Origin of the sequence: Bradyrhizobium sp. ISRA436 (assembly GCF_029910015.1) — a bacterium.
GTDB lineage: Bacteria > Pseudomonadota > Alphaproteobacteria > Rhizobiales > Xanthobacteraceae > Bradyrhizobium.
In genome coordinates this window covers 86,893-99,033 of record NZ_CP094519.1, presented here as the reverse complement: position 1 = coordinate 99,033, position 12,141 = coordinate 86,893, and the positions used below count along the sequence as shown (strand labels likewise).

At 66.9% G+C, this 12,141-nt stretch carries 8 protein-coding genes; 3 read left to right on the top strand and 5 right to left on the bottom strand.

The window, feature by feature from the left end:
• The first annotated feature begins 94 nt into the window (after positions 1 to 94).
• Together accD and MTX23_RS00405 are read left to right on the top strand one after the other, a co-directional pair.
• Positions 95 to 1,036: an acetyl-CoA carboxylase, carboxyltransferase subunit beta gene (gene accD, locus MTX23_RS00410; protein WP_280974683.1), complete on the top strand. Its 942-nt coding sequence runs from the start codon at positions 95 to 97 to the stop codon at positions 1,034 to 1,036.
• Positions 1,037 to 1,131: 95 nt separating this feature from the next.
• On the top strand, positions 1,132 to 2,376 hold the full coding sequence (locus MTX23_RS00405) for a folylpolyglutamate synthase/dihydrofolate synthase family protein (protein ID WP_348637585.1): 1,245 nt from the start codon (positions 1,132 to 1,134) through the stop codon (positions 2,374 to 2,376).
• A 111-nt stretch (positions 2,377 to 2,487) separates the two neighbouring features.
• Here the strand turns inward: MTX23_RS00405 and trxA are convergent, their stop codons facing one another.
• The 3 genes from trxA to addB form a co-directional block, all read right to left on the bottom strand.
• Positions 2,488 to 2,808, bottom strand: a complete 321-nt coding sequence (gene trxA, locus MTX23_RS00400; protein WP_171712798.1) for a thioredoxin — start codon at positions 2,806 to 2,808, stop codon at positions 2,488 to 2,490.
• A 116-nt stretch (positions 2,809 to 2,924) separates the two neighbouring features.
• Entirely contained in the window at positions 2,925 to 6,404 is a 3,480-nt protein-coding gene (addA, locus tag MTX23_RS00395) for a double-strand break repair helicase AddA (protein ID WP_280974681.1), read from the bottom strand.
• Positions 6,398 to 9,544 carry a double-strand break repair protein AddB gene (addB, locus tag MTX23_RS00390; RefSeq protein WP_280974680.1) on the bottom strand — a complete coding sequence of 1,049 codons (3,147 nt, stop codon included), beginning with the start codon at positions 9,542 to 9,544 and terminating at the stop codon, positions 6,398 to 6,400. The genes addA and addB overlap by 7 nt, the downstream gene beginning before the upstream one ends.
• A 286-nt stretch (positions 9,545 to 9,830) precedes the next feature.
• Between addB and MTX23_RS00385 the strand changes: the two genes are divergently transcribed.
• Positions 9,831 to 10,856, top strand: coding sequence for a DUF2891 domain-containing protein (locus MTX23_RS00385; RefSeq protein WP_280974679.1), 1,026 nt, complete (start codon positions 9,831 to 9,833; stop codon positions 10,854 to 10,856).
• Positions 10,857 to 10,920: 64 nt separating this feature from the next.
• Here MTX23_RS00385 and MTX23_RS00380 read toward each other — a convergent pair whose 3' ends face one another.
• Positions 10,921 to 11,643 (bottom strand): nucleotidyltransferase family protein, encoded by a 723-nt coding sequence (locus tag MTX23_RS00380; RefSeq protein ID WP_280978325.1) that lies wholly within the window; start codon positions 11,641 to 11,643, stop codon positions 10,921 to 10,923.
• A gap of 124 nt (positions 11,644 to 11,767) precedes the next feature.
• A complete protein-coding gene (locus tag MTX23_RS00375; RefSeq protein ID WP_280974678.1) occupies positions 11,768 to 12,088 on the bottom strand; it encodes a PilZ domain-containing protein in 321 nt (106 codons plus the stop codon).
• Positions 12,089 to 12,141 lie beyond the last annotated feature (53 nt).

The window sequence follows — 12,141 nt, the reverse complement described above, 5'->3', positions numbered from 1 at the left end:
CGGCGACAAGGCCGCGCTGGGCGGCTTGCCGGGTTTGCCCGGCCCCGCCATATAACCACATGATGCGGGACCGATCCGCATTTCGGAGCGAACCATGAATTGGCTCACCAACGTTGTCCGGCCGAAGATCCGCAACATCCTGCGCCGTGAGACGCCGGAAAATCTCTGGATCAAGTGCCCGGATTCCGGGCAGCTCGTGTTCTACAAGGACGTCGAGGCCAACCAGTTCGTGATCCCCGGCTCCAACTACCACATGCGCATGGGCGCGGTGGCGCGGCTGAAGTCGATCTTCGACAACGAGACCTGGTTCGACGTTGCGCTGCCCGAGGTCACCGCCGATCCGCTCAAGTTCCGCGACGAGCGCAAATATGTCGACCGCATCAAGGATGCCCGCACCAAGACCGGCCTGAACGACGCGATCAAGGTCGGCTACGGCAAGCTCGAGGGCGCCGGTGTCGTCGTCGCCGTGCAGGATTTCGATTTCATGGGCGGCTCGCTCGGCATGGCTGCCGGTGAGGCGATGGTGCGCGGGCTCGAGCTCGCGGTCGAGAAGAAGTCGCCCTTCATCGTGTTCGCCGCGAGCGGCGGCGCGCGGATGCAGGAAGGCATCCTGTCGCTGATGCAGATGCCGCGCACCACGGTCGGCGTGCAGATGCTGCGCGAGGCGCGGCAGCCCTACATCGTCGTGCTGACCAACCCGACCACCGGCGGCGTCACCGCCTCCTATGCGATGCTCGGCGACATCCACATCGCCGAGCCCGGCGCGCTGATCGGCTTTGCCGGCGCCCGCGTGATCGAGCAGACCATCCGCGAAAAACTCCCCGAGGGATTCCAGCGCGCCGAATATCTGCGCGAGCACGGCATGGTCGACATGGTCGTGCACCGCCACGACATGAAGGCGACGCTGGCGCGGTTGTGCCGCCTGCTGACGAAGTCGCCGGCGCTCGAAACCTCATCGAAACCCACGGCCGCCGTCACGACGCCGGCCCAGATCGTCACGGCTCCGGAGACGGTGCCGGCCGCGCCGCACGCGTGACCGGGAGAGCCACCTCATCACCGTCCTCGTTCGAGGCGTTGATCGCGCGGGTGTCGGCACTGCACCCCAAGCGCATCGATCTCAGCCTCGACCGCATGCTCGGCTTGATGGAGCGGCTCGATCATCCCGAGCGCAAGCTGCCGCTGGTGATCCATGTCGCCGGCACGAATGGCAAGGGATCCACGATCGCTTATCTGCGCGCGATCCTGGAAGCCGCCGGCCTGCGCGTGCACGTCTTCACCTCGCCCTATCTGGTACGGATCAACGAATGCTACCGGCTGGGCGCGGTCGGCGGCGGCAAGCTCGTCGATGACGACGAGCTGCATGCAACGTTCGAGCACTGTGAACGCGTCAACGCCGGCAATCCCGTCACCATCTTCGAGATGGAAACGGCGGTGGCGTTCTGCCTGTTTGCAAAGCATCCGGCCGACGTCGCGCTGCTTGAGGTCGGCCTCGGCGGCCGGCTGGATTCGACCAACGTGGTCGAGACGCCGCTCGCCTCTGTCATCGCGCCGGTCAGCATGGACCATATGGAATTCCTCGGCGACACACTGACCTCGATCGCCGGAGAGAAGGCTGCGATCATCAAGCGCAAGGTTCCGGTGGTCTGCGCCGAGCAGGCGCCCGAGGCGATGGCTGTGATCGAGGCGCAGGCGAACCGCATGCGCGCGCCGCTGCACGCGGCCGGGCAGCAATGGCATGTCAGCGTCGAGCGCGGCCGGCTGGTCTATCAGGACGAGCGCGGATTGATGGATCTGGCGGCGCCAAAGCTGTTCGGCCGTCATCAGTTCGACAATGCCGGCCTTGCGATCGCGACGCTGCGCGCGATCGGTGCGTTCAAGCTCAACATGGCCGCCTATGAAGCCGGCATCGTCAATGCCGAGTGGCCGGCGCGAATGCAGCGGCTGGTGTCCGGCACGCTCGTCAGCCAGGGACCGCAAGGCAGCGAGGTCTGGCTCGACGGCGGGCACAATGCCGAAGGCGGCCGCGTCGCGGCCGCAGCCCTCGGCGATCTTGAGGAGCGCGTGTCGCGGCCGCTCGTCGTCATCGCCGGCATGATGGGCAACAAGGACGCCGGCGCCTTCCTCGCCAATTTCGCCGGCTTGACGCGCCACATCATCGCCGTGCCGGTGCCCGGACGCGACAATGGTATGCCGCCCGAGCGACTGGCCGACGCGGCGCGCGCGCTCGGCATGCGGGTCGAAATCGCGCCCGGCGTCGACGCCGCGCTGCAGCGGCTCGCCATGCTGGCCTATGAGGTGCCGCCGCGCATCCTGATCACCGGCTCGCTCTATCTCGCCGGCCCCGTGCTTGCCGCCAACGGCACGCCGCCGGTCTGACGTTTGCCCAGAGCCCTGATGACCCATCGGGCGCGCATTCGCGCGACCCGGCACAAAAGAAAACGGCCGGCGATGCGCCGGCCGTTTCGCAATCGGCTAATTCGACGCGGATTAGACCGCAGCGGAAATCCACTGCTGCAACTTCGCCTTCGGCGCGGCACCGACCTGACGCGAGGCCATCTCGCCGCCCTTGAAGATCATCAGGGTCGGGATCGACATCACGCCATACTTCGACGCGGTCTTCGGGCTCTCGTCGACGTTGAGCTTCACGATCTTGACCTTGTCGCCCATCGCGCCGGAAATCTCGTCAAGGGCGGGCGCGATCATGCGGCAGGGGCCGCACCACTCGGCCCAGAAGTCGACGACCACCGGCCCGGTCGCCTTGAGCACTTCGGCTTCGAAATCGGCGTCAGAAACCTTGCCAACGGCCATCGGAGTACCTCGTTCGGTTGAGACAAAAGGCGCGACTGAGAATCGCGCCCGGGGAGCATGGAGGAAACCTATGAACGCCCCCTTGCCGGGTCAAGCTCGGTCACGCCGACATGACCTTATGCCAGCCCAGCGTCCAGCGCGGAGGCAGAAAGTTCCATGATTTCAGGTATTTCGGTCCAGAGCAGGGCGGCGCGGACAGGGAGCGGCGGATAAAGCTTGGCAAGCACCGCGCGGTACAGCGCGAGCTGCCTGACATAGCCCGTTGGTGCTTCAGCGGCGGTCTTGGGCGGGGCGTGGTTGGTCTTGAAATCGACGATCAGGACTTCCTTCGGGGTCACCACCAGCCGGTCAATCTGACCTGAGACCAGCGCCTTCAACTGACCCGGCCGGTCCAGCCGACCGACGATCGAGACCTCGGCGCGGCTGCCGGGGGCGAACACTGCCGCGAAGCGTGGATCCGCGATCAGGGCGAGCACCTGGCCTGCGAGCGTCGTGCGCTCCTCCTCGCTCCAGCCATCGGCATTGCGTGCGAGATAGGCCAGCGCGGCGTCACGGCGCCGCTCAGAGGCGACATCCGGCAGCGATTGCAGCAGGCGGTGCACCAGCGTGCCGCGCTGCAGGGCACGAGCGCGCGCTACGACCGACTCGGCGGTCCGCACGTGGTGGCCGTCGCCGTCGGCGGGATCGGAAGGGCGTAGCAGGCCGGCTGCAGAGGCTTCAGGAGCGGCGGGCGCGCGCAGCCATGGCGGCAGCACAATCGGCGCTGCCGTCGTCGACGTTGTCGCGCCAGTGACCGCCGCGCCGTCCTCCGCCCGCGAGTAGCGCTTGATCTTGCCAGCCGATGTCTCGAGTTCCTCGAGCTTGAGCCCGGAATTGGCCAGCCCCTTGGTGATCAGGTCATACCAGGAGGATTTGCGCACCGTGTTCATATTGCCGGGCATGCAGCCGCCGACGACCAAGCGATCCGCGGCGCGCGTCATCGCGACATAGAGCAGGCGGCGATATTCGTCTTCGGTGTCACCGAGCATCGCCTTGCGCGCGTCGGCGACCCCGGGCGGATCTTCCGCCTTCTTGCCCGCCCACACCACGACACCGGGCGCATGCGGCGCGGCGTTGCCCTGCGGCAGATGGATCAGCCGCAGGCGCTGCGTGTCGGACGGCGAGGTCGTGGTGTCCACGAGGAAGACGACTGATGATTCCAGGCCCTTGGCGCCGTGCACGGTCATCACGCGGACCTCGTCGCGCGAAATCTCCATGTCGCGCTTCACTTCGGTATCGGCCGCCCGCAGCCACGCCACGAAGCCCTGCAGCGAGGCCGGAGCCTTGCGCTCATAGCTCAGCGCGAGCTCAAGGAATTCGTCGAGCGCGTCGTTGGCCTCGTGGCCGAGCCGGCGCAGGATGCGGGCCCGCCCGCCGTCGCCGCCGAGCAGCCAGGCGTAGAAGGCGAACGGAGTTTCATTCGCGAAGCGGCGCTCGCATTGCTCGAGGCGCCGGAGCACGGCAGCAAATCGACCGTCGGTCGGGGCCTGCGCGGCGAGCGCTTCGCGCAGCGATCCACGGCGCTGCCATGCCAGCTTGAACAGATCGTCATCGGTGAGACCAAACAACGGGCTCTTCAACGCCACCGCGAGCGCAAGATCGTCCTGCGGCAGCAGGAGCGCGTCGGCAAGATTCATCAGGTCGATGATCGCGATGTGCTCGGTCAGCTTCAGCCGGTCGGCACCGGCGACCGGGATGCCGGCGTGCTTCAACGCCTGGATCACCGCATCGAAGGCGTTGCCGCGGCGGCGCACCAGGATCAGCATATCGCCGTAACGCAACGGACGGCGCGCGCCGGCGCTGCCTGTCATGGTGCCGCTGGCGACGAGACGCTTGATCTCGGCCTGGATTCGCCGCGCGAGCTTCACCTCGGGGCTGGTCACCGATACGCCGTCGAACGGCGCGCGCCAGCCTTCGATGTCCTGCCGGTCATCGGCTTGCGCGAGATCCCAGAGCTCGATCAGGCTCGGGCCGGCGTCGGCCATCGCGTTGTGGATCGGATAGCCGTTCTCGACCGCGTGGATGCTGCGATAGATCTCCTGCTCGCGAAACACGTGGTCGACCGAGTGCAGGATCGTCGGTCCCGAGCGGAACGAGTAGGTGAACGACACCGGATCGAACTTCAGCCCGGCATCCTCGAACCGCCGCTTCAGCTCGCGGCGGCGCAGGTCGAACTCGCGCGGTGCTGCGCCCTGGAAGGAGAAGATCGACTGTTTCTCGTCGCCGACCGCGAACACGGTGCGCACCAGGCCGTCGCGGGCGCCGGCGCCTGAGGTGAATTCCGAGATGATGTGGGCGACGATGTCCCATTGCCGCGGGCTGGTGTCCTGCGCCTCGTCGATCAGCACGTGATCGACGCCGCGGTCGAGCTTGTAGTGCACCCAGCCGGAGGAGACGCGGTCGAGCATCTCCAGCGTCTTGTCGATCAGGTCGTCATAGTCGAGCAGGCCGCGTTCCAGTTTTTCGCGGCGGTAGTGCGCCGCTGCTGCGGTCGCGATATGGATCAACGCCTCGGTGCGGTCGCGCGCGACCACGGCGCGGCGCCGTTCGACCAGTGGCAGCACGCGGCGGATCTCGGCCTCGAACAGCCGGCCGATCGCGGGATTGTTGTCGCAGAACTTCTTCGTCACCACCGATTTGCGCGGCGTGCGGTCGGCATCGGTCAGGAACACCGCAAGATACGCGTCGACCTGCGCGGCGCCGGTGAATACCAGCGCTTCGCGCAGCCGTGCCGCCTGGTCCTGGTCGGACTTGCTGCCGGTGTCGAGCGCGGCCGCGATCTCTTCCCATCCGGCGCGCCTGAGATAGGGCCCATCGACGATCTCGCGCTCGATATCCTCGATGCGGTCGTCAGGGGACACGCCGAGCGCGACGGACATCTGTGCGGCCGCCGCCGCGGCGCTGCCGGCGGTGTCGGTCCAGGCCATGAAGTGGTCGCGGCTGAGGCAGGCCTCGCGAACCACGTCCTTGAAGGTGACGTCGGCGGCGCTCGCCATCGCCGTCATCAGCGCGCGGCCGATCGGACTGTCGGGATTGCGCGAGGCGTCCAGGAACACCGCGAGATTGGCACGTTCCATCATCTCGTTCTGGTCGCGGTCGTCGAGCACGGCAAAGCGCGCCGGCACATTGGCCTCGAACGGAAACTGCTGCAGCAGCCGAGTGCACAGCGCGTGGATGGTCTGCACCTTCAAGCCGCCGGGCGTCTCCAGCGCGCAGGCAAAGAGCTTTCGCGCATCGCGCCGCAGCGTTGCATTCGGGTAGGCGATGCCAGCCTCGCGGATCGCGGCATCGAGCGCGGTGTCGTTCAGCGTCACCCAGTGGCCGAGCGTCGTGAACACCCGCTCGGCCATGTTGGCGGCGGCGGCCTTGGTGAAGGTGATGCAGAGGATCTTTTCCGGCGGCACGCCTGACAGCAGCAGGCGGATCACCCGCTGGACAAGAACGTGCGTCTTGCCCGAGCCGGCATTCGCCGACACGAAGGTCGATGCCTTCGGATCGGACGCGCGCGCCTGCGCGTCGCGGACCGCTGACGGGATAGGGCGGGGTGCCTTTACCATTCCTCGATCCCCAGGCCGCCGGCGGCGGACCATTCCTTGATCCGTGCGAGGTCGTCATAGGCGCCGTAGCGGTTCGCCCACATTGAGAGGTTCAGCGAGGTGTAGGCCTGCTGCTCGTCGTCGAAGGCGTGGATCAGCGCTTCCAGCTTGTGCCGCGCGCTGTCGGCGGCCTCATCGGGCGGCTGCGGTGTGTCGCTGGGCTTGATCTTCAATTCCAGCGAACGCTGCTCGCCCGGCGGGTTGTTGCCGCTCAGCCTGATATAGGCGAGCTCGCCGACCGAGGAGCCGGCGGGGATGTCGGCAAAGCCGCCTTCGCGCAGGATCGAGGCTTCCAAAGTGAGCTGCGGCGACAGGCCCATGCGTACCTGTTTCCCGGTCGGCGGCTGGCCGGTCTTGTAGTCGAGAATCGCAAAGCTGCCGTCGTGTCGCAGCTCGATGCGATCGGCCCGCGCGGAGAGGACGAAGGTCCGCGCGTTGTCGAGCGGAATGCCGATTTCGCCGCGGATCTCGGCCTTGATTGCGTCGATATTGCCGCGCCGGGCCTGCTCCCATTCGGCAAACCATGCGGCGATGCGCTGGAAGCGCGGCCACCACAGCGCACGGGCCTCGGGCCGCTCCATCAGCGGCGCGAAATACTTGCCGCCGATCTCGCGCAGGGTGCGCATCGTGTCGGCCGGCAGCGCGTCAGCATAGGTTTGCGTAAATTCGCCGAGTGCCTCGTGGATTGCCGAACCGCGATCGGCAGCGGACAATGGCATGTCGACCGGATCGAGCGGATCGAGCTTGAGGATATAGCGCGCATAGATCGTGTAGGGATCGCGCAGCCAGTCCTCGATCGCGGTGACGGACATTTTCAGCGGCCGTGCCTCGCGCGGCGGCCGCGGCTCCGGCTGGGCGATCGGCTCGACCTTGTCGGGCCGGTCGAGCTCGGCAGCATATTGCACGTAAGTTTCGCCGGCTGCTTTCGCAGCCTTCCAGCGTTCCTCGCCCGCAACCGCTTCCAGCCGATGCAGGAAGCGCGAGGCAACCGCCGGCGCGCCGCCGACCTTGGCAGCATGGGTGAGGATCACCTCGTCGTGGCCGAGCAGCTGCGCGAAGTCATGCGCGGAGAGGCCGATGCGCCGCTCGGGGAGGTCGAGTCCGAGCTGGTGCCGCATCGGCCGGCTCAGCCACGGATCGATCCGCGGCGCCGGCGGCCAGACACCCTCGACCAGCCCGCCGAGGATGACGCGATCGGATTCGGTCAAGCGCGCCTCGAGCTGGCCGAAGATGTTGAGCTGGGCGCGCGCGGATTCCGGCCGCCGCACCATGCGGTCGGCGAACGCAGTCTGGAACACCTCCGGATAGTCGGCAAGCGGCGTCATCAGGCCGCTCGGCTGCTGCTTGGCGAGCAAATCGTCGAATGCCGATGCCAGCACGCCGCCGGCGCGATCCTCGAACACGACCGCGACGCCGTGATGGTCGCAAGACAGCGCCATCAGCACATCGCGATGCCGCGAGGCCAGTTCGGCGAAATCGTAGGGCCTCGACGGCGCCATGCCCTCGAGCGGGGCCAGTGCGGCCTGCAGTTTCGCGATCAGGCCCTGCGCCTGGTTGAGATCGTGATCGCGCAGCCGCGCGCGCTGCTCCGCGACGTGCAGCGATGAGGTCTCGCCGTTGCGGAGCTTTGTCAGCTCGGCGCTGAAGCGCTCGAAATCGCGCGCCAAGCCGCCGGAGCCCGCTTGCGGCCGCGTGCCGCGCAATACGGCGAGTTCCAATACTTCGACCGCGCGCTTCAGCGCGCCCTGTGCGCCGCCGAGCCGAAACAGCGGATGCTTGAGCAGCGCGAGCAGCGTCGGCGGCTCCAGCCCCTTTGCCGCCGCTTCTGCGGTGAGTCGGGCGAACACGCCGGGCGAGGTCTCCATCAGCGCATCGCCGCCGGAATCGTCGAATTCCAGATTCCAGCGCGTCAGCGAAGCCATCACGCGGCGCGCCAGCGCGCGGTCCGGCGTCACCAGCGCGGCCGACTTGCCGAGATGGCGCGCCTCGCGCATCGCCACCGCGATCGCCAGCGCCTCCATCTCTGGATTGGGCGCCTCGACCACGGAAAGGTTGCTCATCCCGGCGGAGATGCGCGCGACGATCTCGGGGCGCTCCAGCCGGTCGTGCCATTGCGCGGTCGCGGTCGACGGGCGCATCGTCTCCGACACCAGCACCTCGCGGCCGAGCGGCGCCGGTGCCGCAAGGCTCTCGACGTCGCGACGCTTGATGCCGAAGCGGTCGAGCAGCGTATGCATCGCGAATTGCGGATGGTTCGACGAGGGCGGCGTGGTGAAACGGCCTTCGTCGTTGCGTTCGCCGCCGATCGTGTCCCAGGAGTCTTCGTCGAGATCGGTGTCGAGCCCGGGCAGCACGACCGCGCCGTTCGGAAGCTTCGCCACCGCGTGCAGGAATTTTGCCGTCGCCGGCATCGAGCCGGTCGAACCGGCCGCGATCACCGGGCCTGCGTGATGTGCCGTGAGCCGCGCCGCTTCAGCTTCGATCAGCAGGTCGCGCCGCGCAGCCGGCTCGATCCTGCCGATCTCCTTCAGGTAGTTCGGCCAGGCGTCGCGCGCGATGCGCAGGAATTCGAGCGAGTGCTGCCAGTATTTGTCGAGCTGGTCCGGCACCAGCCGGTCGAGCTCGCGCCAGTCGACGCCGCGCGTCACCATGTCGTCCATCAATCGCGCGAGGTCGCCCGCGAGCTGCAAGGTCGAGGCGGGGCCGCCGACCACGAGCGGCGAGGACACTGGCGTCTTCGCCCAGGCCGCGACCAGATGCGCCAGCGTCAGGCGGCGTTCGAGCTCGCCGAGCTTTGGCGGAATCTCGAGGGGGGCCGCGCCGCCGACAGCGTCCGATTGGTCCGTAAACGCGAGCTCGTCCTCATCGATATCGCCGAGTGCGATGATGCGCGGCAGCACCGCGGCGTCGGCGTCGAGCACGTCGAGAAAAACTTCGCGCGCCAGTCGCCCGGCGCGCCGGGTCGGCAGATAGAGTGTGGCGTTGGCGAGCTTCGCCGGATCGTTCCGCGCCTCGAATCCCGCGATCAGCCGGCCATCGACCAGGGCCGAGATGACGGTGCGCAGGAACGGTGCGGAGATGGGAACGCTGAAGACGCGCATGAGCTGCCTGATTCGGAATCAGGCGCTAATATAGGGAGCGGCAACCGCCTCCGCCGCACGGGTGACGCGGCGCTCGTCCATCAGTGCTTCGAAGGCGACCAGCAGGTTGAGATCGACGGCGGGCAAATTCATGGAAGCAATAATGCATGCATAGATGATCTACTTCAACAATGATCTACAGGCCGCACGGTTGCTCGGCGACCTTCGCAGCGACGCAGTGTCCTATCTACATGACACCGTGCCTGATCGAGGTCATTGGTTGGCGCAGGCGAAAGGAGAATGCTTCATGGGTGCCCCAATCCTCACCGAGGAACTCGCCGTCCGGTTTGCCCGCATCGCGCTCGGCCATATCAGGCGTGAATATCCAAACAAGCCGGATCATGTGCTGGCGGGGCCAGGGGACGCGCGCCCGCCGCGCGAGCTGCATCCGGTCTTCTACGGCAGCTACGACTGGCACTCCTGCGTGCACAGCTACTGGATGCTTGCCCGGCTGCTGCGCCGTCACCCGAAGTCAGAAGCTGCGGATGACATCCGCGCCCTGTTCGACGAGCAGTTCGTTGCGGAGAAGGTCGCGGCGGAATGCGCCTATCTCGCGGCCCCCACCGCACGCGGCTTCAAGCGGCCCTATGGCTGGGGCTGGCTGTTGAAGCTCGCGGCCGAACTCTCGCCGCTCGACGAAACCCGATGGCGCGAACGCATCGCGCCGCTCGCGGCGGTCTTTGCGCAGCGCTTTCGCGATTTCCTGCCGCTCGCCGCTTATCCGGTGCGGGTCGGCACGCATTTCAACACCGCGTTTGGCCTGCGCATGGCCGCCGATTACGCGACCGCGACGCAAGACCATGCGCTCAGCTTACTGCTGCGTGAGACGGCGCTGCGCTGGTACGGGGCCGATGAGGACTGTCCCGCCTGGGGCGAGCCGAGCGGTGATGACTTCCAGTCTTCCGCGCTGATCGAAGCCGAGTGCATGCGCCGCCTGTTGGCGCCGGACGCATTCCTGCCCTGGTTCGACCGCTTCCTGCCACGGCTTGCGCAGCACGAGCCCGCGACACTGTTTCGGCCAGCTACCGTCACGGATCGAACGGACGGCAAGATCGCCCATCTCGACGGGCTCAATCTCAGCCGCGCATGGTGCTGGCGTGCCCTTGCCGAAGCATTGCCCGAAGCCGATGCCCGCCGCCCGATCCTGCAGGATGTCGCACGACGCCATCTCGACGTCGGGCTGCCACATATCGCCGGCGACTATATGGGCGAACACTGGCTGGCGAGCTTCGCCGTTCTTGCCATCGATGATGACGGCCGCGCCTTCGGTTGACCCCTCCCCGTCGGGGAGAGGTGACCTCCGCCGCTGTTTCAGATCAAGCTGATCTCATCATGCTCTACGCCACGCTTTCCAGGAACGCCTCTTCCGCGGCCTGGATCGCATCGGGGGTCCCGACATGCATCCAGACGCCGTCGAGGCGGAGGCCGAACAGCCGTTCCTGCTCGTTGGCGCGGTCGAACATCTTGGGCAGCGAGAATTCGCCGGCGGGCGCGTCGGCAAACAGCGCCGGCGACATGATCGCCGCACCCGCATAGACGAACGGCACCACCTGATGCTCCCGTCGCTTGCGCAGCGCGCCGTCAGGTAGCATCGCGTAGTCACCGCGGCCGCTATAGCCGATGCTCGAGGCGGTCGGCGCCATCAAGAGCAGGATATCCATCCGCGCGGGGTCGAAGGTTTCCGCCAGCCGCGCCAGATTGGAGCGCACGCCGTCGATCCACATCGTGTCGGCGTTGACGTGGAAGAACGGAGCATCGCCGAGCAGCGGCAGCGCCTTGACGACCGCGCCGCCGGTGCCGAGCACCTGGTCGCGCTCGTCGGAGATGATGACGCGCGGGCGGCTGCGCGTCTTGACGTGATCGATGATCTGATCGGGCAGATAGTGCACGTTGACGACGGCTTCGCTGACGCCGGCGCCGGCAAGCTTGTCGAGCACATGGTCGAGCAGCGGCTGGCCCGCCACGCTCACCAGCGGCTTCGGCATCGTGTTGGTCAGCGGGCGCATGCGCACGCCGAGGCCTGCGGCGAGCACCATGGCTTTATGGGGGGTGACGGGCATCTTCCGGACGTTCTCGGTCATCATCTCTCTGCGCCGATCATATCACGGCGATTCGGCAGGCACATCGACCAAACGCCATAGTCATCGGACATGACGGCCGTAAGACGTCGATGACGACAGGAACCTAAGCGTCGGCAGCCTGCGTGCCGCGTCTGGTCATTTTTTTCTTCTTGTCGCCTTGTTTCAGAAAATTGACGCCGATCTGGTCGCCATTGACCCATCCCAGCTCGCAACGGCGATAGGCCAGCCCTGTGGATGACAGCAGCAGGAAGAATTCCTTCAGGTGCAGGCCCTCGATCGAGCCCTCGACGGTGAGCTTGGCACCCGTCTCGGACACGTCCTCCATGATGCAGTCGCGCCGCCAGGTGCCGTCGATGCCCATCATGAACGCGGCGATGCCGCGCTCGAATGTGACACGATCGCCACTGCGTCGTTCCGTCGCCATGGTGTGGTCCCGCTCCCGATCCAGCCGCGCCAGACACAGCGCACAGCCAGTGC

Excerpts from the sequence above, each read along its gene's own strand:
- accD (WP_280974683.1), top strand. The coding sequence starts at position 95 with ATGAATTGGCTCACCAACGTTGTCCGGCCGAAGATCCGCAACATCCTG.
- MTX23_RS00405 (WP_348637585.1), top strand. The coding sequence starts at position 1,132 with ATGCTCGGCTTGATGGAGCGGCTCGATCATCCCGAGCGCAAGCTGCCG.
- trxA (WP_171712798.1), bottom strand. The coding sequence starts at position 2,808 with ATGGCCGTTGGCAAGGTTTCTGACGCCGATTTCGAAGCCGAAGTGCTC.
- addA (WP_280974681.1), bottom strand. The coding sequence starts at position 6,404 with ATGGTAAAGGCACCCCGCCCTATCCCGTCAGCGGTCCGCGACGCGCAG.
- addB (WP_280974680.1), bottom strand. The coding sequence starts at position 9,544 with ATGCGCGTCTTCAGCGTTCCCATCTCCGCACCGTTCCTGCGCACCGTC.
- MTX23_RS00385 (WP_280974679.1), top strand. The coding sequence starts at position 9,831 with ATGGGTGCCCCAATCCTCACCGAGGAACTCGCCGTCCGGTTTGCCCGC.
- MTX23_RS00380 (WP_280978325.1), bottom strand. The coding sequence starts at position 11,643 with ATGCCCGTCACCCCCCATAAAGCCATGGTGCTCGCCGCAGGCCTCGGC.
- MTX23_RS00375 (WP_280974678.1), bottom strand. The coding sequence starts at position 12,088 with ATGGCGACGGAACGACGCAGTGGCGATCGTGTCACATTCGAGCGCGGC.